The sequence below is a fragment of the Chromatium okenii genome (genome assembly GCF_016583745.1).
In the GTDB taxonomy this organism is placed as follows: Bacteria; Pseudomonadota; Gammaproteobacteria; order Chromatiales; family Chromatiaceae; genus Chromatium; species Chromatium okenii.
The window spans coordinates 1-21,673 of record NZ_NRRQ01000036.1 but is presented as its reverse complement, the minus strand read 5'-3'; the positions used below and the strand labels follow the sequence as shown (position 1 = coordinate 21,673).

The following is a 21,673-nucleotide window of genomic DNA, read 5'->3' as shown; positions in this document are numbered from 1 at the left end:
CGGAGTAGCGATTAAAAACTGAATGTAATCTTGTTCGGTACATTTTGCAGCGTTCATCTTTGTATAGCCAAGCCAGAATAAATTGATTGCGGCACAACAGTAGGATTGAAGGTGCTGCGCCGATTTTAACAATCATTTTGTGGTGGATCGACTATATTCTAAAGCTATTTTTGGTCAACTGCGTAACTCCTAGACTCGATGGATTGTGAACCTGTTTTTTGAAGCGTTTGGGTTCTTTCTGCTAGTTTGCACTGACAATTGCCAATCGTCATCCCGAAACCCTCCGTGAATTGGTAGACTGAATAGAAAACGCTCCGCAATTATATTCCGCAACAGGTAACGTCACTCAACGCCGCAGCCCGAATTTACCCATTTTGTAGCGCAGCACTCGTTCACTGATTCCCAATTGTTCGGCGGCTCGCGTTTGAATCCAATCCGTTTTATCCAACGCCGTGCGCAATAATTCGCGCTCCAACGTTTCGAGCCGTTCCTGCAACAGCCCCGAATCCGCAGCCGGCTGGCGCCGCACCTCAGCGGGCAAATCAGTCGGTTGTAACCAATTGCCCCGCGCCAGCGTCATGCTGCGGCGGATGATGTGCTCCAACTCGCGCACGTTGCCGGGAAAATCGTAGCGAATCAAAATGTCCAGCGTTTCCGCTGCCACTTGCAACGGTCGCCGCGCATCACGAGCGATGAAATGCGCCACCAGCGCCGGAATATCCTCACGGCGCTGGCGCAACGGCGGCACTGCGACATCCAACACATTGAGACGAAAGAATAAATCCTCGCGGAAGCGTCCAGCGTCTACCAGCGCCCGCAGATCGCGGTTGGTCGCAGCCACCACGCGCACCGCCACCGCAATCGTGCGTTCACTGCCAACCCGTTGAATACGCTGTTCTTGCAGCGCCCGCAGCAACTTGGATTGCAGCAGCAGCGGCAGCTCGCCCACCTCATCGAGAAACAAGGTGCCGCCGTGAGCGCGTTCAAAGCAGCCGCGATGTTGCCGCTCCGCGCCCGTAAATGCGCCTTTTTCGTGCCCAAACAGCTCACTTTCAAACAGATTTTCTGGAATCGCCGCGCAATTCAGCTCAATGAACGGCGCAGCGGCGACCGGACTGAGCAGATGAATCAAATGAGCGATCAATTCCTTGCCGGTGCCGGTTTCGCCTTGAATCAACACGCTCCACGGGCTATCGGCCACCCGCCGCACCAGCGACAAGGTCTCACGCAGCGCCGGGCTATCGCCGATCAATTGCAACGGCAGCGGCGCGGTTTCCACCGCCTGTACCACTTCCGCCACCTCCTCAGCAACGGCGACCGTCAGCGCAATCTGTTGAATTTTATCGCGCAAGTGACTGAGATTGATCGGTTTTTCGATGAAATCATCCGCGCCCAATTTCATCACATTGACCGCCGTTTCCACCGCGCCATACGCCGTAATCAACATGGCGCGAATCAACGGATTTTCCGCCTTCATCTGCGCCAACACCTGATCGCCAGTCATGCCCGGCATTCGATGATCGAGCAGCGCCAGCGTGATCGGCGCTTGCCGAAACCGCGCCAGCGCCTCCAAACCATCAGCGGCAGTCAGCACCTGATGTCCCTGTTTTTCGAGAAAACCCGCCAGCAATTCGCGCTGTAACGGATCATCGTCAGCAACCAAGATATTCATTGCAGTGAAAGCCTGAGTGAAAAAAGTTGTCAGTTATCGGTTGGCAGTGACGACGGTTTTTTACTGCCAACTGCCAACTCAAAACCGATGCCGCAGCGCCGACGCAGTCATCGGCCATTGCTCCTTGTGACGAATGAGCGCCGCCGCGCCCTCAAAACGCAGAGAACTGTATTTGCCGTAATGCGGCAGTTTCCGCGTCAGCGCCGGTAATGCCGCCACATCCGACGTTACCAACCACGCCAACGGCTGCTGCCCACGTTGCCCGGTCAGCACGATGCTGGCGCTGGCACCATCAAGCACCGTCGCGCCGATATGCACCTGCCGCGTCGCTGCGTCCACCGTGAACGCCGTCGCCCCGCTCGTCAGCGCCGTTTGGTGCCGATTGTCCCAGCCAAACAGCCACACCGGCTGATCGTCCGGCACCTGCGCCAGCTCCCGATCTAAACGAATTTGCCAGCCCGGATGACCGGCTTGCCAGCGCGTCGCCAATTGTTGATATGCCGCCAGCTCCGGCGCTGACGCAGCAGCCGGCAACACCAACAGCCCGCGCTCGGCCCCAAACAACGCGCCGAGCGTGACTGGTGTCTCGCCCGCCTCCAGCTCGCGGAACACGTCAAATTCTGGATCAACGTCCAGCGAGCGCGGCTTGACCGGCAGCGGGATCGCAAATGGCGTGAGACGCTCGCTGCTGCTGATGTTCACCCGCAGCGGCGCTCCCGTTATCGGCGTGATCACCAGCGGAATCTGCACCGGAAACGGTGCCGCAGCTTGGATTTGCGCGATCTGACCGCTGACTTGATAACCATCGCCGTTCGCCGTCATCTGCACGTCGCGCAGTGCCAAACGCGGTGCGCCGGGGCGCGTCGTCCACGCCGTGAAAAAGTCGCTCAGATCGCGCCCGCTGACGGCTGCAAAGGCGCGTTGCAGCTCGGTGAAACCGGCAGCTTGAAAGCGATTGTCGGCATAAAACCGCCGCAAGCCTTGCGTGAAAGTCGCTTCGCCGAGCTGCTGGCGCAGCATGTGAAAGAAAAATGCGCCCTTGCCGTAGCCGATGGCTTGAGATGCGGAATTGTGGCGAGCACGAAACGCAGCGAGCGGCACATCCGCTGTCTCGCGCACCCCATCCGCAAAGGCTTTGAGCATGTCGCGGCGATACTCCGCCCCGCGTCCAGCTTGGATTTGCAGCCAGTGATCCGCCAAATCGGTGGTCAGCCCCTCGCTCCAATTGCCCTCCGTTGCCGCGATGTACACGCCATTGCCCCACCAGTTATGCAAAATTTCGTGCGGGTAAGACGAGTCGATAATGAACGGCAGCCGCAGCACCTGTCCGCCCAACAGCGTCAGCGACGGCATTCCGTAGCCGGTCTCCCAGAAATTCTCCACCAGCGCGAACTTGGCGAACGGATAAGTGCCAATTAAATCAGCGTAGTGCGCGACATATTTGCCAGTGGCATCTAAATATCGCTGCGCGAGTGCCGCATCTGGCTGGCGCAAATACACCTGCGCTTCAAATCCCGCTGCTTGTTGGCGATAAACGGTGAATGGCGCGGCGAGCAGATAAATGTCCTCCTGCGGATGAGTTTCCGTCCAAGTGATCAAACCCGCGTCAGTCGCACCGGAATCGGCACCTTGTGACACCGCAGTCCAGCCCGGCGGCACCTGCGCTTGTAAAGTAAAGGTGTGCAGCATGGTGGGATGGCGCGGATACCAGCCGCTGTTGCCATCGAGAAACACGCCTTCGGGCGCAATGGTGCCGACTGACCACTGCTGCGAGCGTCCCAAATTCTCCGCCGTGTTGATGTGCTCATGCCGGATGCGCCCGCCGTAGCGCAGCGTCACTGCGCCAGCGCTCTGCCGCGTCAGCCGATAACTGGTCAAATGCGCGACAGTGCCGGTTGCCGTCAACGTCGCGTCACCAGCGACGAGTTGCGGATTCAAACCGCTGTGGAGCACAAATTCCCACGCAGTTTCAGCCGCCGGAAGTCGCAGCGTATCCTCAACTTGGACGGTGCCAGCGGCGGGATCAAGCGTCACCATCAAGCTGTGGGCGACGACCGGCGCGGCAGCCAAGATCGGCAGCGGCAGCGCGGTAAACAGCAGCAGCGCGACGGCGCTCACGACGCGGTTGAGACAGGGCAAATGCTGGCGCATCACGATTATTTCCGTTGTAAAAATAATGAGTTGAGAGGAAAACATGGAGCTTGAATTAACCGATGTGACGGCGCAACTGGCGTTTGGGGCGCGACTGGCAGCGCAGTTGCCGTCGCAGTGCGTCATCTATTTGGAGGGCGATTTGGGCACCGGCAAAACGACGTTGACGCGGGGCATTTTGCGCCATCTGGGACACAGCGGCGCGGTGCGCAGCCCGACGTACACGCTGCTGGAACCGTATCAATTGGCGCGATGTGCGCTTTATCATCTTGATTTATATCGGTTAATTGATCCAGAGGATTTGGAAGATTTGGGGCTGCGCGATCTGCTCGCCGATGACGCGCTGTGGTGCATTGAATGGCCGGAACGCGGGGCGCAGCGGCTGCCGCCCGCCGATCTGACGATTCAATTGGCGCATCATCCCGCCGGTCGTCATCTGCACCTGCGCGGGCACACGACCGTTGGCGCTGCCGTGATCGCAGCGGTGGCAGCGACAGAGGCGATCATGTGAATAAAATCAAGCGATTCATTGTCAGTCTGGTGCTGCTGTGCGGCGTGGCGACGGGCGCTGGCGCTGAGGTGACGGTGCAATGCGCGGGCATCAGCACCGATGCGGAAAAAACCCGCTTGATCCTCGAAACCAGCGCCTCGGTCACGCATCAGGTGTTCACGCTCGACAGCCCAGATCGGGTGGTGATTGATATTGCCGGGGCGCGGCTGGAGGGCACGTTGCCGCCAGCGACGAACCGCGACCGCACCTTGGTTGGTTTGCGCAGCGGGGTGCGCAACGTGGCGGATTTGCGCATCGTGTTAGACCTCAAGCAGGCGGTGCGGATTAAGAGTTTTGTTGCGCCGACGACCGACACGCAGCGCCAGCGGTTAATGATTGATTTGATTCCTAAAAAAAGCAGTTCGCGCTCGGAAACGCGGCAAGCGGCGGTGGTGGGGCAGATCAAACCCCGCGCTGCGCTGATTGCGATTGATGCGGGGCACGGCGGCCAAGACCCGGGCGCGATTGGCCCGACGGGGGTGCAGGAAAAAACGGTGACATTGGCGATTGCGCGACGGCTGGCGCGATTGGTGAATCAACAAAAAGGGCTGCGGGCGCTGCTGATTCGGAATACAGACGATTTTATTAGTTTGCAAGAGCGCGTGATTAAAGCGCGACAACAACGCGCCGATTTATTTATTTCTATTCATGCCGATGCGTTTGATGATACCAATGCACACGGTTCTTCGGTGTACACATTATCCATTGGCGAGGCGAGTAGCGATGCGGCGATGTCGCTCGCGCAGCGTGAAAATAGCGTTGATCGCGGCAGCGGCGTGGATATTGCTGCGAGTAACGATTTATTGGCAACGCTCATTGCTGAAATGACACAAAATACTACGATTGAACACAGCAGCGAAGTCGCTAATTTTGTTGTCGCCTATTTAGCAAAAGTCGGCGATCTGCATAAAACCGAGGTGCAACGCGCAGAATTCGTGGTTTTGAAAGCATTGGATATGCCGTCGCTGCTGGTGGAAACTGCATTTATTTCTAATGCGGAAGAAGAACGGCGTTTAACCAGTGCCAATCATCAATATCGTTTAGCGCAGGCGATGTTATTAGGCATTCGTGCGTATTTTCGCCGCAATCCGCCGCAGGGGTTGCAAGCTGCGACGGCGGATTGATTGATTAAAAAAGTTGTCAGTTGTCAATCAGGCTTTGTTAGAAGCTGCTGCTGGTTTGTCAACCTTTTTTATGCGCCTGCATTGCAAAAATAACCCTCTTTTTACTGACAACCGATAACTGACAACTCAAAACCGCCAACTCAAAAAAATGCCTATCCAAATTTTATCCGATCATCTGATTAGCCAAATCGCCGCCGGTGAAGTGGTTGAGCGCCCCGCTGCCGTATTAAAAGAATTGATTGAAAATAGTTTGGATGCGCAGTGCCAACATTTGTTGATTGATGTCGAACACGGCGGCATTAAACAATTGCGAGTGCGCGATGACGGCGAGGGCATTCCCGCCGCGCAATTGGCGCTGGCGCTGACCCGCCACGCGACCAGCAAGGTCGCTTCACTTGCCGATTTGGAGGCGGTGACGACGCTCGGTTTTCGCGGCGAGGCGCTGCCGAGCATCGCGGCAGTGAGTCGTCTCACGCTCACGTCTCACGCCAAAAACGGTGACGGCAGCGCGTGGACGTTGGCGGGTGCTGCCGATGGTCAACGCGATGCGCCGCGACCTGCCGTGCATCCGCCCGGCACCAGCGTGGAGGTGCGCGATCTGTTTTTTAACATTCCGGCGCGGCGCAAATTTTTGCGCACCGCGAAAACCGAGTTTGAACATGTGCAGCAGGTGGTACGGCGGTTGGCGTTGGCGCGACCTGATCTTGGCGTTCATTTGCGGCATGAGGGACGGACGGTGCTGGAACTGGCACCGCTGGGCACCGATCCGACCGCGCTGCTGCCCCGCATCGCGCAATTGCTGGGCGAACCCTTTGCGGCGCAAGCCCTGCGGCTCGATGCAGCAGCGGGAGAGCTGCACGTTCAGGGCTGGGTGCTGCGACCGGCGTTTGCCCGCAGCCAGCCCGATCAACAATTTTTTTACGTCAACGGGCGCATGGTGCGCGACAAAGTGGTGCTGCACGCAGTGCGGCAAGCGTTCAGCGACGTGCTCCATCACGGCCGCCATCCGGCGTATGTGCTGTTTTTGACGCTGCCGCCGCGTCAAGTCGATGTCAACGTGCATCCGGCAAAATCCGAGGTGCGCTTTCGCCACAGTCGCCAAATCCACGATTTTTTATTGCACGAACTGCACAAACGGCTGGCGCAAGGCACCTTGAATTTGCCCGTTGCGCCCCCCGCCATCGCGCCAGCCCGCGCTCCAGCACCCACCATCGCGCCAACTGTTGCTGCGCCAGCCGTTGTGAACGCTCCCGCTGCCGCGCCCCGGCAAGTCAATGATGAGCGCGTGCGTTATCAGTTCGCCCAAGCCTTTCAACAGCCGCCAGCGATTGCGCCCGCTGCAGCACCGCCATTGGAACCGGCGGCAACGCTCGCACCTGCGCCGTTGGGCGTGGCGCTGGCGCAACTCAACGGCGTGTATCTGCTGGCGCAAACTGCCGCCGGTTTGGTGATCGTCGATATTCACGCCGCTCACGAGCGCATCGGTTATGAGCGCCTCAAAACGGCGTGGTTAGCGGGACAGATTGCGCGACAAGCGTTGCTGCTGCCGGTCACGGTGCCGGTTAGCCGTCCCGAAGCCGAGGTGCTGACCAGCCACAGCGCATGGCTGCAACGGTTGGGGCTGGTGATTGACCGCATCGGCATTGAACAGGTGCTGGTGCGCGAAGTGCCGGTGCTGTTGCAACACACTGATATAAAAAGATTAGTCGCGGATGTGCTGGCAGACCTCGCCGCCACCGGCTACAGCACGGGCGTTGAAGAGGCGCTGCACGCGGTCTTGGCGACGCTGGCATGTCATAGCGCGGTGCGGGCGCAGCGGCAATTGACGTTGCCGGAGATGAACGCGCTATTGCACGAGATGACGACGGTGGCACGGATTGATCAATGCAATCACGGGCGACCGACGTGGATTGTCATTGAACAGCGCGAATTAGATCGCTGGTTTGCGCGGGGGCGCTAACAGCGCAATCACTGGCAATGAAACATCACTTTTTAATAGCACAATCACGTCATCAACCGCGCATTGCAATGAATGATAAAATCAACAGCGTTAATCATAAAACTGTTCTGAAAACTGCCAAGGCAATGATTAAAATAAAACATCCCGTCTCACAGGTACGCATTATTGGTGGGCAATGGCGCGGACGGCGCTTGCCAATTGTGGCGCAACCCGGGCTGCGCCCCACACCAGATCGGGTACGCGAGACATTATTTAATTGGCTCGCTCCCACGATCACCGGTGCCCGCTGTCTTGACCTATTTGCCGGCAGCGGCGCGTTGGGATTTGAAGCGGCATCGCGGGGCGCAAGCGAAGTCGTGTTGATTGAACGAGCGCCGTTAGTCGCTCGCCAATTGCAGCGCAACGCGCAATTGTTGAATTGGAACAGCGGGTTAGAGATCGTCACTGCTGACGCGCTGACGTGGCTGGCTGGCGCAGGGCGACCGTTTGAAGTGATTTTTTTGGATCCGCCTTACGCCGATGCTGCGCTCGCACCGACGCTGGCGCGACTGGTCAAGCATGGCTGGGTGGCGACCGGAGCGCGGGTGTATTTAGAAACGAGTGCGGCGCAAGAGTTTCCGCCGCTGCCGCCGGGGTGGGAATTGATTCGCCAAAAAACTGCGGGTCTGGTGCGTTATGGCTTGGCGACGGTTTAATAAAAAACCATAGAACATCACGCACAATGCTGTCATTGCAATGTCGGTTTTATTCCAATTGATTGGTGGCGCGATTCAGGAATTTACGCCTGAATCGACGCCCGCGCTCAACGAATTTTTAAGCTTGCCAGCCCAATCAATACCAATACAACCGTGATAATCCAAAAGCGCACAATCACTCGCGGTTCTGGCCAGCCTTTCAATTCAAAATGATGATGCAATGGTGCCATCCGAAAGATGCGTTTGCCGGTTAATTTGAATGAAATCACCTGCATCATTACGGAAACGGTCTCCATCACGAATACGCCGCCCATCACAAACAACACCAATTCTTGCCGCGCTGCGACTGCCACCACTCCCAACGCTGCGCCCAACGCCAATGCGCCGACATCGCCCATAAATACTTGTGCTGGATAAGCGTTGAACCATAAAAAGCCCAATCCTGCACCGACTAATGCCGCACAAAATACGATCAATTCACCGACTTCGGGCAAATGCGGAATCAATAAATAATTGGCAATTTGTCCGTGACCAGTTGCATAAACCAAAATTGCTAATGCTCCCGCCACCAATACTGTCGGCATAATTGCCAGCCCATCTAAACCATCGGTGAGATTGACTGCATTGCTGGAACCGACGATCACAAAATAGGTCAGCAGAATAAACCAAGGCCCCAGTTGCACCGTCAGGTTTTTTGCATACGGAATTAACAGCGCCGTTTCGGCTGGCGTTTGCGCGGTCACATATAGCGCAATCGCAGCGGCAAGTCCGGCGAGCGTTTGCCAAAAGTATTTCCAGCGGGCAATTAAACCGCGAGGATCGCGCTCCACTAACTTTTTATAATCATCCACCCAGCCAATTGCGCCAAATGCCAGCGTGGTCAATAACACAATCCACACATAACGATTGCTTAAATCCGACCACAGCAACGTGCTAATCGCCACTGCAACGAGAATTAACGCGCCGCCCATTGTCGGCGTGCCAGATTTGGATAAATGACTTTGCGGGCCATCATCGCGCACCATTTGCCCGATATTAAAGTTGCGCAAATAACGAATCATGGGGCGTCCCACCATCAGCGCAATTAACAGCGCCGTCATTACGCCTAAAATTCCGCGTAGCGTTAAATAACGGAACACATTAAATCCGCTATAAAAATCGGCCAACCAACTGGTTAAATACAACAGCATTCTAAAGTTCCATGTGAAATTTCAAAAGGTGGTTTTTTTGAGTTGTCAGTTATCAGCACAGCGATTTCTAAATAAACTGACAACTTTTTCTTAACTCAGCGCCTCAACAATTCGCTCCATCCGCGCCGAGCGCGAACCCTTCACCAACACGCGATCTGCCGCGTTGAGTTGCGGCATTAACCACGCAAGCAATTGTTGTTGATCGACAAAATGCCGACCGCCGTCACCAAACGCGGCGCTGGCGTGAGCACTGAGCGTGCCCACCGTCAACACCCGTTCAATGCCAACTGCTCGCGCCTTAGCGCCGACTTCAGCGTGTAAACGGGCGGCATCTGCGCCTAATTCCGCCAAATCGCCGCAAATCAGCCAGCGCCGTCCGTCCATTTGCGCCAACAACTCCAGCGCCGCTGCGAGAGAGTCGGGATTGGCATTGTAAGTGTCGTCAATGATGCCGAAGCGTTCGCCGTTGGGCGCGACGCTCCAGCGCGGACACAAGCGCCCCGCCACCGGTCGCACACTCGCCAATCCTGCCTGAATCGCTGCATCAGCAATGCCGAGCGCCCGCGCTGCCGTCGCAGCGGCCAGCGCGTTATGAAGGTTATGCGCACCGGCAAGATGTAGCGTGATTTTCAAATCGCCGCGACTAAAAAGCCCCCCTTTGAAAAAGGGGGGTTGGGGGGATTTGAAATCGGGCAGTTGCGGAAAGTTCTGCACCACGAATTCCGTGCAAAATCCCGTGTCATTCCAAAGCGTTGGCGGTGCTGGCGCTGCCGACTGCTGAAACGTCAACACCTGCCGTCCCGCCGCCAATGTCTGCCACAACTCAAGATATGGCGACGCGCCGTCCACCACCAACACGCCATCCGCCGTCAGGCCGCCAGCGATTTCACCCTTCGCCGCCGCTACGCCATCCAGCGAGCCAAAGCCCTCCAAATGCGCATGACCGACGTTGGTAATCAACGCCAGCTCCGGCTGCGCGATGGCGCTCAAATACGCAATCTCGCCGGGATGATTTGCGCCCATTTCGAGCACCACAAAATCCTCATCCCGCGCCGCCAACAGCGTCAGCGGCATCCCAATGTCATTGTTGAGATTGCCCCGCGTCGCTCGCACCGTCCCGACCTGCGCCAAAATCGCCGCGAGCATGTCTTTCACCGTCGTTTTGCCGTTGCTGCCGGTGAGCGCAATCACGCGCCCCGCGACACGCTGCCGCCACGCCGCCGCCAGTCGCCCCAAACCCAGCCGCGTGTCGTCCACCACCCACTGTGGAATATCCAGCGGCAGCGGATGATCGACCAGCGCCGCCACTGCGCCAGCAGCTTGCGCGGCAGCAACGTGATCGTGACCGTCGAAATGCTCACCGCGCAGCGCGATGAATAATTGCCCGCTGCAATCCACGCGGGAATCAGTGCCGACGCTGGTAAAGGCGCAATCTGCGCCGTGTAAATCGCCACCAGCAGCAGCAATGGCTTCACTTAAAATCCACATGGTTGAAAACTTGCGCATTAACAATTTATCCGAAAAACTTTCATTAAAAACAAGGTGAGATGACTTGCAATTTTAGCCGATGTTTTAATGGCTAGATTAACGCCGTCGCGTTATTTCGCAGTCGTGAAAAAGGAATAACTGGTCGTGTGCCGCGATGTGTTATTGCGAATGGCAGCAGCGAGCGCAGGTAAATACACCGTTATTGGTTCAGATTGCGGAGTGCGCCAGCGCGGAAACAATGGTGTTTCGCTCCAAGTGGCAATGATGAGATTATTGCCATGCGGACGCGACACCATAAAACACGCATCAGGCTGTTTTTGACATTCAGTTTTATTCCGCGCCCCAATGGTTAAGGTCGCATTTGCGGCAATAAAATGATCTGGCATGGCGACCGTTGGAAATAAATGCACTGTTTCTCGATTGCTATCAACAAAATCTAAATATAAATAACCGCCAGCTTGTCCCGTATTTGTTACGGTGAGCACTAAATAATCCTTTTCGTGATAGAGCCGGTCTGCGTGATTGAATGAAATCAGCGGCATATTGGATCGTTGCGCGGCGGGCGAATGGGTTGTTTTCATTGTATCAATGAGATCGCAAAAGGGCGCAGCAAATGCGACATCACGCGCAGCGACTGCCGCTTGTGGCGCAATCACGCGCACCCGTTCCTGCAACGCCGCCAGTTGCTCGCGGTCGCGCACATAGCCCGTCAGCGCGATGCCCTGCTCCGGCGTCGGCGTCACCGCAACCGTTGCGCATTCAAAATCAGCAAGTTGCAACTGTTCAGCCAGCGTCGGCGCGACTGGCGCAGGTGGCGGCGGCGCAGGTTCTGGCGCTGGCGCGGCTGGCGGGAGCGGCGGGGCATTGGCGACCGCTAGTTCTTGCAAGCGATTGATTTCAAACCATTGATACGCGCCGATTCCGCCCAACACACTCAGCCCCAGCAGTCCGCCGGTCAACACCAGCCAGCGCCGTGATGACGGCGGCGCGGCGGACGATTCTGTGATTGACGGTTCAACCACAGTGGCAACGGTCGCGCTGGGTGCGGGCGCAGCGGCGCTGGTCACAACGGGATCAACAATCGTTTTTGCCTCGCTCGTGACTTCAATCTGCGTGGGCGCGTCATTGGACAGTTCAACGATGGTAATCACCGTTGCGGCATCCGCCAGCGGTGCGGCATCAAATTGTCGCAGCCATTCCGCGACGCTTTGCGGGCGCAATTTCGGATCGAATTGCAAACCCGCCTCCAGCGCCAGCAAAAACCCTTGGCTGTAATGGGGATATTGCAATTGCCAACCGGGTTCCAAGCGTTGTGGCGGCGGAAACCCCGCCATCACCGCAAAACAGGTTGCTGCCATTGAATAAATATCTGTCCAAGGCCCTTGCACGCTGCCGAACATTTGCTCTGGCGCGGCATAACTGGGCGTGTATTGGGCAATGACGCTGGTCACGCTGTCGGGGCGTTCCCGATGCGCCGCCCCAAAATCAATCAGCAATGGCGAATGGTCTTCACGGATAAAAATGTTGGCGGGTTTGATGTCGCGATGCCAGACGCCGCAAGCGTGCGCATGAGCCAAACCATCCAGCAACGGCATGAGCCACGACTTTAGTTCGCGCTCGGTCAAAGTGCCGCGCACTTCGAGAATGTCATCGAGCGGTTTGCCGCGTTCAAAGCGCATACACAGATAAACGGTGTCGTTTTCTCGAAACGCATCAGTGACTTGCACGAGATTGGGATGCGGATGGGGACGCGCCAAGCGGATGAGCGTTTGTCCCTCTTCTAAAAATTTATTGCGCAATTTGTCGTAAATATCCGCCTTGTTGGGCAACGCTGCCACGCGGTTGCCAGCAACGCGAAATGCCAAGTTTTGCGGCAAAAATTCTTTAATAACAAAGGTTTCGCGGAGAATTTCGTGGTCGGCGGCATAAACGATGCCAGCGCCGCCCGAACCGAGCACATACTGAATTGCAAACTCGTGTATGCGCGTGCCCGGCGGCAACGGTTTGATATGGTCATCCATTGCTAAATTCTCGGTAGACCAGCGAATGATTGGTTGATGGCAATCATAATCCGATCCTGAGATTGATTTTGACCGAATCACCCCAGATCGGCCGCATGTCAAGACCCGAAAAGTTGTAGACCTGTTTTTTGAAGCGTTCGGGTTCTTTCTGCTACCAGTTTTTCAACGCTTGCACCGGTGCCACAGGTCTGCGTGTTTTTTGTGGAATTGGATGATTATTTAGAAACTGGAATGATTGGGTTAATGATTCCGGTCGGTTGATTTTGCAATACTTCGGTATGCACATTGCGCGGTGGCGTGATACTCGCATCGCGCCCAGCTCGAAAAGATTGCGCCTGTACAATTAACCAATATGCTTTATTAAGCGCCAGTGCGCGTGCGGCAGAGGGTAATAATAAAACGCTGATGTCTTGATGTAACTTTTTTAACTCGCTCGGACGTAATTGCCCTTTTGTATCAAAGAAGCGTTCAATGACTTCGGTATTTGCCCGAAATTCATCGCCTGCGCCATTGACCATTAAATAACGGCTATATTCAAAAGTTCCATCTGCCAATTGCGGTTCGGGAATCCCCGCTAAACCATATTGGCTCCAATGAAACCAACCATGCTGGGCGGCATCTGCGCCGAGCCGTCGCGGAAAAGAAAAAATGGTGTCGGTGGTCGCGCCAATTCCGCCATGACAACCCATGCAAAACAGCGTTTCTTCTTGCGATTGTGGGCGCAATTGCCCGTCTTGCGCTTCAATAAATCCCTGATAAATCCAACCTTGGGTAAACATGCCGCGTTCAAAATCGCCCGGCACGTTTTTAAGCATATCAGGATCAAGCGCCCGCTCTGCGCCTTCTCGCGTATTAATTCCTTTCAGTTCGGCATAGGTGTACCAACTGGTTTTGCGGGCATAACGCAATTCTTTCATGCGCGGCGCTAATTGCACCTGTCCGGCAGCGTCAAGATCAAGATAACGGACGCTGTGCAGAAATTCCGTCCCTTCTGGAAACAACCCAGCGGCGAGATGCAGCGCCCCGGTGTGCTGCAATTCTTGCGCTCGTCCCACCAATGACGACTGGCGGTCAGCGCGAGGCGGCCATATCAATGCCACCTTTTGCGCAATGGTTAAGCGTCCATCGCCGTTCACGTCCACGCCCAGCACGCGCTCATCAACCGGATCAATGGCGATGTCTTGTCGCCGCACGAATGCCTCCACCAGCGCCAAATTAATGCGATAAATCAACGGGTCAAACTGCCCGGTGCGATTTTCCCGCAGCGGAGCGGCAAGACGAATTAACACATCGTCAGTGGAGCCGTTGGTTGGCCAAAACGTGCCCGGAAATGGGTGATATGCGAAAGCTCGCCAGCCGGTGTAGCCACCAGCGGGATCACGATCAAACCCTTGATTATCAAAATGAAAATACGCATCGGGGCGATAACCATCCCAGCGCCCGTCGCCTTGATGATCCCAAGTTGGCGGCAGCGGCGCGTTCAATGTTTGCGCCAGCGCGATGCGCCCGTCGGCAGTGTGATAGTTATCGGTGCGCACCCAATTTAGGATCGTTTCGTCACTGATGGCGGCCACCGCCGCGTTGCGATCAAGCCACAAATTGCGCCAAGGATTGCGCAACGCCGCTTCTGGCAAGCTGTAATTCAGTTGTAAATCATGGTCATCCAGATAATTCGGAATGCGCCCGGCGGTGTGGCAGGTAAAACACGGATTGAACACCGCGCCGCTGGCATCTGTTGTTTTGGTGTAACACTGGGCGCTGATGTAAGCCGTCGGGTTATCAAGGCGCGTGTTGCTGAGATCAAGCACGCTGGAAGCAGCGGCACTGGTGGCAGCGATGCTCCACAGCAGCATTGTGGCGGTGATTTTGGTCATGGCAGAAGTGACTCACGGCAAAACGGGAGTGCGGCTAAATGCTGCACCCCCGTTATTATTTAAGAGTTTCACTGAAACCCAGTTAATCTAAACGTGGAAAAGGGCCGATATAGCCGACGTGTGATTCTTTATCATCTGGAGCGACCGCCTGATCTTCATCCGATTCGCCGTAGGGATGCTGCGTGACCAGCGTGAGATAGCCAAAACCATTGATATTTTTATGCCAAAACGGTGACGTGGTTTCAGCGCCATAAGGCGTGGTGGCAATGCGGGTGAGATGCGCCGTATTAAGATCATAACTCCACACCGCATCATTTTGATGACCGCTGGTATCTTCGCCGATAATGAGCGTTTTATAGCCGGGTAAATAACTGAGATTATCAGGCTGTGAAATCTGATCGACATCGCAGGTATTTTCTGCCAACTCGGTGCCGCTGTAATCTTTGGGGCTGCCCACTACGACGCCAGACATATTGATGGCGACATAATTACTGCTGATCCATTTACCGCCGCTGTCTTTTATCAAGCGCCGCACATCCATTCCATAAACCGCGCCGCATTTATTCGCCTGCGCCAACCGAATATGATTGGGGCCACCAAGATCACGAGCGCCGTTATCTTCCATGCCATAACGCAATTCACTCATGGCGACATACAACACCCGATCAGCTGCGTTATACGTTAAACCTTCCTCTTTCCGAAATTCAGTCGTTGCACCTAAATGCGCCGCATATAGTCTGGTTTCTAAACGCGATGCTAGTTTTGCTTTGCCGGGCTGCAACCGCGTACATAAAAATCCTTCATCGTAAGTATTGGTGCTGATAAATCCGTTCGGACAAGTTCCAGCCGTCGCATCAAGCGGATCGGCGCGTTCAAACAGATCGTCAAAAGTAGTTTTGGCATCCACAGCAGCGCGAATTTCCGCATCAGTGGCATGACCGAGATTCACCCAAGTGATATTGGCGGTTCCCGCGCCAGCGCCCGACGTTTGATCCCACCGCGCCGCATATAACGTTCCAGAACTGAGATTGCGGACGCGGTCGGCAACAAACATAAATAAGCCAACGTTGGTGCCATCATCTGATAAATAGACCGTGCGCTGATCTGGCATTACATACGCCAATTCGTGTGCAAATCGTCCCAACGCAAAATGCTTAGTAACGCGATGCTCGCCAGTGTTAGAAGTCACGCGAATTTCAGGAATCCAGCCAAAGTAATAGCCTAAATAAGCAGCATTTTCGGCAGTGTTGGGTACTTGGTTATAATCAGCAATTGCCTGAATATGTGCATCGTGCCAAGTGGGATCATTAAACCAAGCATTATCTGCGGCGAGCGGATTCAAAATCGCCATTGGCGGCTCATATTCTTCCGAACCCAAATGCGTATTCCAAGGCGTAGTCATGCCAGCGCAATTGACATAAGTGCCTAATACATTAGAAAAATCGACTGAACGGGTTGCCACCGCAGTCAAGCTACCATCAGCAGCTTGTTGCAGCTTGGTGATATACGCGCCGCCGACGCTGCATTCCAACTGCGTCACCGCAAACAACGTGCTGCCATATTTCAGCAGCGAGGTGTGATCGGGGCCCGAACCGTTGGTACATACCAGCGGGCTGCCATCTTCTTCACGCAGCGGCTGCCCCGCATTATTTTTCAATAACCCAAAAATTTCAGTTTGATCGCCACTGCCGCCAAGTAACGGTAATACTTGATTGGTGCGCAGCAAATCGTGATAACCAATTGGATAATTGATGCCATTGATAGCGACTTGCGTGGTAGCACGAATCGCACGTTTTTCTTCTAAAGTGAGCGGAACACTAATCCCCGTAAATGCTAAACTCAACTCCCGCTCATCTGCCATTGCTGCTGCACCGTTAAATAATAGTGCGAGCGCGGATAAATGCCAAACAAAATACCTATTCATCACAACAAAACTCCAAGATGTGGTTATCTAGCAATAATAAAATAGTGCAATATGCCGCAGCATATTCACACGGTTACGGCTGGAATCTTAATAGCGCATTATGACAAAATAGGTGACGAACGAATGACAGCACACAAAAATCATCAGGCAATTCATTTGCCGTCATCTGCTGCCGCCACCCTGACAACTGGCATTGATGCGCTTTTCCGGGTTTACTTGTCGGTCATTCACCCCCATTGCTTTGCCGCGCCATGATGGATGTACTGCTCGCCTCCCTGTTTGATTACGTCCTCTTCCTCGCCAAAACCCTCACCATCGTGCTCGCTGGCGTCGCCTTGATCATGCTGGCGCTGCGCTCGCGCTCCAGCGATAGCGGCTCTGAAGAATTGGAAATCATTGATTTGAATGAACATTATCGGGAACTGACGACGGCGCTCAAAACCGCATCGTTAGCGCCCAAAGCTCTCAAAGCCTTCCGCAAAGCCGACCGCCGCCGTGACCAAGCGCGGCTTCACGCTGCCGCCGATTCTCCAGATAAACGTCTGTTTATCATCGACTTTAACGGCGACATCCGCGCCAGCGACGTCGCCGCGCTGCGCGTGTTAGTCACCGCGCTGTTGCTCGAAGCCCAACCCAGCGACGCCGTATTGGTGCGGCTTGACAACGCCGGCGGCATGGTCAGCGAACACGGTTTAGCAGCCGCACAATTGGCGCGGTTGCGAGCGCACGGCATCGCGCTCACCGTCGCAGTGGATAAAATCGCCGCCAGCGGTGGCTACCTCATGGCGTGCGTGGCCGACCGCATTATTGCCGCACCTTTTGCTATTTTAGGCTCAATTGGCGTCTTGGCTGAATTGCCCAATTTTCATCGCTTATTAGAACGCCATGGCGTTGATTTTGAACTACACACCGCCGGCGAGAATAAGCGCACACTCACGTTATTTGGTGAAAACACCGAAGCAGGAAGGCGCAAACTACAAGCGCAATTAACTGACACCCATCAATTATTTCAAACATTTGTTACTACTTATCGCCCCCAATTAGAGATGACCCGCGTGGCAACTGGTGACCATTGGCACGGCACCCAAGCACTTGAACTGGGTTTAATTGATGATATTCAAACCAGCGACGATTTTTTACTCGCGGCGTATCCTGATTGGCAACTCTTAAAACTCAACTACACTGTGCGCAAAAAAGCACTTGAACGGATATTGGCAAGTATTCAAGCCACCATCGACCATTGGTTAATCACTTGGCGCTGATCACCGCTAATTGATTGTTCATAACACAACCGGAGACACAGGTGCCGAACTTAACAATTCACTTTGAACGCCCCGCAACTTGGGCAGAAACCATCTATATTCATTATTGGAATGCACAGCACGGTAGCGCAGCAAGTACTTGGCCGGGAATACGCATGGAGGCACAAGGAAATAATTGGTATCGCTGCCAATTTGTTGGTGTGAATGCGCTGCATTGCGTATTTAATGACGGACACGGCAAACAAACTGCCGATCAATTTCGCAGCAGCAATGGTTGGTATGATGCCAACGGTCAATGGTCAGCAACGAAACCCGCGCCGCGTAAACCGATTGCCCACAGCAGCACACCAGTGTCACGTTCAGTGGTTTCTCATTCACCGTCATTAGCAGAACGCGCTGATTTTCGGGAAGAAACCATTTATTTTCTGCTCACTACCCGCTTTTATGATGGCGATCCTACCAATAACTTTTTTTGCCGCGACCGCATTGAGTTTAATAGCGCCGGACAGCCAGTTGATCCGCATTGGCGCGGCGATTTCAAAGGATTGATTCAGCGCCTTGATTACATTCGTGATCTTGGTTTTACGGCGATTTGGATCACGCCGCCAGTAGAAAATCGCTCAGGTTTAGATTATCACGGTTATCACGCCTATGATTGGACGCGCATTGACCCGCGTTTAGAATCACCCGATGCGACCTATCAACATTTAATTGATGCCGCCCACGCTCGCGGTATTAAAATTATCCAAGATGTGGTGGTTAATCATTCCTGTCAATACGGGATTCGGGGACAAGTTCACATCGACCATTTACCCATTAAATACTACGTTCCGCACGGTTCTGAACCCGGGCGCGTGAATCACGGCCCCTATCAAGGCAATCTTGGTAATTATGCGTGGGAGAATCGGGATGATATTGATAACCCGCTGGCACCTGCGTGGTATCAGGAACGCCATTCCCGTGATCCCGAAGGAATTGAACCGTTAATTGATCCTAAAACCGGCGAAACGATACCGAAAGCGGGTTATAACCCGGGACGTTTTTTCGGAGTTGATGCGCAGATGCTTGATCCGAATTGGTATCATCAAGACGGATTTATTTGCGGTGGCGATTGGGAAAGCACCAATCCGTTGCAACAAAAGCATCTCGCCGGTGATTGCATTGATTTAGCGACTGAACGCCCAAACGTAAAAGAATATTTAATTAACGCGATTAACCGTTATTTAGATATGGGTGTTGATGCGTTGCGCATTGATACGGTGAAACACGTTGAGCGCGACAATTTATTGGAATATGTCAACGCTTGGAAAACGCATAAACCCGGTTTATTTGTTTTTGGTGAGAATTTAGTGAAGGGCTATGGTTGGGGCGATCTCGGTGGCGGCGATAATGGCCCGTCACAAATTCGTCCATGGTGGTATACGCGGCTCGGTGATGATCCGCGCAATCCTGAATCCGGTGGCGATTCTGGTTTTCCGCAATTAGATTTTGGGTTGTTTTCGACTTTCCGCGATACCGTCAGCAAAGGCACTTACGCGGGCACTGCGCATATTCTCGGCATGGATTGGATTTATGGCGATGTCACGCAATTAGTTACGTTTTTACAAAATCACGATGTTGGCCCTGATAATGATTTCAAATATCGCTTCAAAGGCGAGCAATGGATGGCGGCGGCAGCATATAATTTGATTTGGACGGCGCGGGGCATTCCGTGTTTGTATTACGGGGAAGAAATCGAATTTATGAAAGGTGCGCCGCAAGATATTGAAGGCGAGCGCGATACTCTCAGCCAAACCGGTCGCGCTTATTTTGGCGATCATCTCAGCGATGACACCATTGCGACCACGCAAGCGCATCCGTTATATCGCCATATTCAGCGCCTCAATTTAATACGGCGGGCAATTCCAGCATTGCAAAAAGCGCAGATGACGCATTTAGCAGAATGGGGCAGCGGAATGCGCTTTGTCCGCGATCATGCCGCTAGTGGCAGCTTTGCGGTGGTGGGGCTGGCAATTGGTTCGGCGCAACAAATCGCCATCGACGGTATTCCCGCAGGTATTTATCGTGACGCCGTTACGGGTGCCGAACTTCATAGCGACGGGCATTTAAGTTTTAGTGTGAAAGCGAATTCGGCGGGGATTTATGTTTTCAACGGTCCGGGCAAAATCGGTGACGATGGAGTGTATTTGCGTTAAACCGCGCCACTAAAAACCCGTCTATCAAACAGTGTGAGGTTGGGCAAATGCTGCACTATCCTTCAAAACAAGCCTTAGAAACGGCGTTCAAACTGGTTCGCCACACGCAGGTGCCGCAAATTCCAGACGTGGTGCTGGCGCTGCGAGCGGAATTGAAACGCACGGAGCCAGATTTACGCGTACTTTCCGATTTAATTGCGCAGGATGTCGGTCTCAGCGGACACATCCTTAAAAAAGTGAATTCGCCGCTGTTTTCTCGCGCCAATAAAATCACTAGTTTGTCGCAAGCGATCAGTTTGATGGGAATTAAACGGCTCATCAATTTAGTGACTGCCGAAGCGGTGGAACAAATGTTGAGCAGTTCCACTGGCGCAGCGCGGGTGGTGTGGGAATCAGTTATGGAACAGGCGCAAATCGCGGTGAATGTGACGCGCTATGTTGCCAATACGAATCCCGAAGATGCGTATTTATTCGGGATCATGCACGACGTGGGTAGTTTGATCTTTGCGGAACAATTGCCCAATTATGGTTATGAATGGGTATTGCGTGCCAGTGCGCCATCATCGCTGTTGGATTATGAACAAGCTGCACTTCATATTGATCATCCAACCGTTGGTTTTTTATTGGCGAGTATTTGGCAATTGCCAGAACAATTCGCGCTGGCTATTTTTCATCATCACGATCCGCATTATCAACGCTTAGATGATGCGCGGGTGCGTTGTTTAATTGCAATTACGCAACTCACTCATGCGCTGATGGCTTTACCATTTGGCGCACAGGATGAGCCAGAAATGGCGCTATATCGGGATGCAGCTCGCCTTGAATTGGAATTATCAGAAGAAGATTGGATGAGCTTGTGTAAGCAAATTCACAACGATTCTACGGCGCAGAATTAGTTGGCAATGAATGCAATTGCGCAGCGCGGATTCAATCCCGCGTTGAGAATTAGCTCGCTTTAATTTAAGCGTGTTATACCTAACTAAAAGCGCGTACACTTGGTGGCGGGAGTGGGCTAGGCAGTCGCGCTGGTTTGATTACCAGTGAGGAAAGTCCGGGCTTCACAGGGCAGGGTGCCAGGTAACGCCTGGGGGACGTGAGTTCACGGCTAGTGCCACAGAAAATAAACCGCCGATCTCGCGCCTAGCGTGGGAGGTAAGGGTGAAAAGGTGCGGTAAGAGCGCACCGCGTTGCTGGTAACAGTGGCGGCACGGTAAACCCCACCCGAAGCAAGACCAAATAGGGGAACAACGCAGTTTCGGCTGCACCGCACGGCTCGTGCGCGTTTCCGGGTAGGTCGCTTGAGGTGTGCGGCGACGCACATCCTAGATGAATGGCTGCTCACGACAGAACCCGGCTTATCGGCGCACTCCCATCTATTTCATTGCGCACGCACGTTGTTTGAATCGTCTGTGCTTGATTGTTTAGCGTTCCCACGCTTTATGTCAGGAACCGTATGATTATATTCCGCGACGCAGCTACCCGCTGTTTTTAGCACGAGAGGCTTTGCAGGCCGTCATCACGGACATTCACCAACGCGCCCTACATCCCCAAGTGGTTGGGCACTCAG

15 protein-coding genes and 1 other RNA gene are annotated in these 21,673 nt (G+C 54.2%); 9 read left to right on the top strand and 7 right to left on the bottom strand.

What is annotated here, in order from left to right; all coding sequences use genetic code 11:
* Positions 1 to 346 precede the first annotated feature (346 nt).
* Positions 347 to 1,672 carry a sigma-54-dependent transcriptional regulator gene (locus CKO12_RS11930; RefSeq protein WP_200154964.1) on the bottom strand — a complete coding sequence of 442 codons (1,326 nt, stop codon included), beginning with the start codon at positions 1,670 to 1,672 and terminating at the stop codon, positions 347 to 349.
* Positions 1,673 to 1,750: 78 nt separating this feature from the next.
* Positions 1,751 to 3,868 (bottom strand): M1 family metallopeptidase, encoded by a 2,118-nt coding sequence (locus CKO12_RS11925; RefSeq protein WP_242466317.1) that lies wholly within the window; start codon positions 3,866 to 3,868, stop codon positions 1,751 to 1,753.
* On the opposite strand from CKO12_RS11925, the gene tsaE reads away from it, so the two are divergent.
* The 4 genes from tsaE (at position 3,867) to rsmD (ending at position 8,152) form a co-directional block, all read left to right on the top strand.
* Positions 3,867 to 4,334: a tRNA (adenosine(37)-N6)-threonylcarbamoyltransferase complex ATPase subunit type 1 TsaE gene (tsaE, locus tag CKO12_RS11920; protein WP_200154962.1), complete on the top strand. Its 468-nt coding sequence runs from the start codon at positions 3,867 to 3,869 to the stop codon at positions 4,332 to 4,334. The genes CKO12_RS11925 and tsaE overlap by 2 nt on opposite strands.
* A complete protein-coding gene (locus tag CKO12_RS11915) occupies positions 4,331 to 5,497 on the top strand; it encodes an N-acetylmuramoyl-L-alanine amidase (RefSeq protein WP_338032743.1) in 1,167 nt (388 codons plus the stop codon). Before tsaE ends, CKO12_RS11915 begins: the two co-directional genes overlap by 4 nt.
* A 148-nt stretch (positions 5,498 to 5,645) precedes the next feature.
* Positions 5,646 to 7,457: a DNA mismatch repair endonuclease MutL gene (gene mutL, locus CKO12_RS11910; protein ID WP_200154961.1), complete on the top strand. Its 1,812-nt coding sequence runs from the start codon at positions 5,646 to 5,648 to the stop codon at positions 7,455 to 7,457.
* A 125-nt stretch (positions 7,458 to 7,582) separates the two neighbouring features.
* A complete protein-coding gene (rsmD, locus tag CKO12_RS11905; RefSeq protein WP_200154966.1) occupies positions 7,583 to 8,152 on the top strand; it encodes a 16S rRNA (guanine(966)-N(2))-methyltransferase RsmD in 570 nt (189 codons plus the stop codon).
* A gap of 107 nt (positions 8,153 to 8,259) precedes the next feature.
* Here rsmD and mraY read toward each other — a convergent pair whose 3' ends face one another.
* From mraY to CKO12_RS11880, 5 genes are all read right to left on the bottom strand, one after another.
* A complete protein-coding gene (mraY, locus tag CKO12_RS11900; RefSeq protein ID WP_200154960.1) occupies positions 8,260 to 9,342 on the bottom strand; it encodes a phospho-N-acetylmuramoyl-pentapeptide-transferase in 1,083 nt (360 codons plus the stop codon).
* Between the two features lie 90 nt (positions 9,343 to 9,432).
* The gene (locus CKO12_RS11895; RefSeq protein WP_200154965.1) at positions 9,433 to 10,830 is read right to left on the bottom strand and encodes a UDP-N-acetylmuramoyl-tripeptide--D-alanyl-D-alanine ligase; all 1,398 of its coding nucleotides are present in this window, start codon (positions 10,828 to 10,830) and stop codon (positions 9,433 to 9,435) included.
* Positions 10,831 to 10,940: 110 nt separating this feature from the next.
* Complete coding sequence (locus CKO12_RS11890) at positions 10,941 to 12,851, bottom strand: serine/threonine protein kinase (protein ID WP_200154959.1); 1,911 nt, start codon at positions 12,849 to 12,851, stop codon at positions 10,941 to 10,943.
* 215 nt (positions 12,852 to 13,066) lie between these two features.
* On the bottom strand, positions 13,067 to 14,725 hold the full coding sequence (locus tag CKO12_RS11885) for a hypothetical protein (RefSeq protein WP_200154958.1): 1,659 nt from the start codon (positions 14,723 to 14,725) through the stop codon (positions 13,067 to 13,069).
* An 82-nt stretch (positions 14,726 to 14,807) separates the two neighbouring features.
* A complete protein-coding gene (locus tag CKO12_RS11880) occupies positions 14,808 to 16,649 on the bottom strand; it encodes a PhoX family protein (RefSeq protein WP_200154957.1) in 1,842 nt (613 codons plus the stop codon).
* Positions 16,650 to 16,772: 123 nt separating this feature from the next.
* On the opposite strand from CKO12_RS11880, the gene CKO12_RS15185 reads away from it, so the two are divergent.
* From CKO12_RS15185 to rnpB, 5 genes are all read left to right on the top strand, one after another.
* Positions 16,773 to 16,904, top strand: coding sequence for a hypothetical protein (locus CKO12_RS15185; RefSeq protein ID WP_274599922.1), 132 nt, complete (start codon positions 16,773 to 16,775; stop codon positions 16,902 to 16,904).
* Complete coding sequence (sohB, locus tag CKO12_RS11875; protein WP_200154956.1) at positions 16,901 to 17,911, top strand: protease SohB; 1,011 nt, start codon at positions 16,901 to 16,903, stop codon at positions 17,909 to 17,911. Before CKO12_RS15185 ends, sohB begins: the two co-directional genes overlap by 4 nt.
* 41 nt (positions 17,912 to 17,952) lie before the next feature.
* Positions 17,953 to 20,106 (top strand): alpha-amylase family glycosyl hydrolase, encoded by a 2,154-nt coding sequence (locus CKO12_RS11870; RefSeq protein WP_200154955.1) that lies wholly within the window; start codon positions 17,953 to 17,955, stop codon positions 20,104 to 20,106.
* A gap of 47 nt (positions 20,107 to 20,153) precedes the next feature.
* Positions 20,154 to 21,002, top strand: a complete 849-nt coding sequence (locus CKO12_RS11865) for an HDOD domain-containing protein (protein ID WP_200154954.1) — start codon at positions 20,154 to 20,156, stop codon at positions 21,000 to 21,002.
* Positions 21,003 to 21,110: 108 nt separating this feature from the next.
* Positions 21,111 to 21,480: RNase P RNA component class A (gene rnpB, locus CKO12_RS11860), an RNA gene on the top strand.
* The last annotated feature ends 193 nt before the right edge of the window (positions 21,481 to 21,673 follow it).

Excerpts from the sequence above, each read along its gene's own strand:
- CKO12_RS11885 (WP_200154958.1), bottom strand. The coding sequence starts at position 14,725 with ATGACCAAAATCACCGCCACAATGCTGCTGTGGAGCATCGCTGCCACC.
- sohB (WP_200154956.1), top strand. The coding sequence starts at position 16,901 with ATGATGGATGTACTGCTCGCCTCCCTGTTTGATTACGTCCTCTTCCTC.
- CKO12_RS11865 (WP_200154954.1), top strand. The coding sequence starts at position 20,154 with ATGCTGCACTATCCTTCAAAACAAGCCTTAGAAACGGCGTTCAAACTG.
- mraY (WP_200154960.1), bottom strand. The coding sequence starts at position 9,342 with ATGCTGTTGTATTTAACCAGTTGGTTGGCCGATTTTTATAGCGGATTT.
- CKO12_RS11880 (WP_200154957.1), bottom strand. The coding sequence starts at position 16,649 with ATGAATAGGTATTTTGTTTGGCATTTATCCGCGCTCGCACTATTATTT.
- CKO12_RS11895 (WP_200154965.1), bottom strand. The coding sequence starts at position 10,830 with ATGTGGATTTTAAGTGAAGCCATTGCTGCTGCTGGTGGCGATTTACAC.
- CKO12_RS11930 (WP_200154964.1), bottom strand. The coding sequence starts at position 1,672 with ATGAATATCTTGGTTGCTGACGATGATCCGTTACAGCGCGAATTGCTG.
- rsmD (WP_200154966.1), top strand. The coding sequence starts at position 7,583 with ATGATTAAAATAAAACATCCCGTCTCACAGGTACGCATTATTGGTGGG.
- CKO12_RS11925 (WP_242466317.1), bottom strand. The coding sequence starts at position 3,868 with ATGTTTTCCTCTCAACTCATTATTTTTACAACGGAAATAATCGTGATG.
- CKO12_RS11890 (WP_200154959.1), bottom strand. The coding sequence starts at position 12,851 with ATGGATGACCATATCAAACCGTTGCCGCCGGGCACGCGCATACACGAG.
- mutL (WP_200154961.1), top strand. The coding sequence starts at position 5,646 with ATGCCTATCCAAATTTTATCCGATCATCTGATTAGCCAAATCGCCGCC.
- CKO12_RS15185 (WP_274599922.1), top strand. The coding sequence starts at position 16,773 with ATGACAGCACACAAAAATCATCAGGCAATTCATTTGCCGTCATCTGCT.
- tsaE (WP_200154962.1), top strand. The coding sequence starts at position 3,867 with ATGGAGCTTGAATTAACCGATGTGACGGCGCAACTGGCGTTTGGGGCG.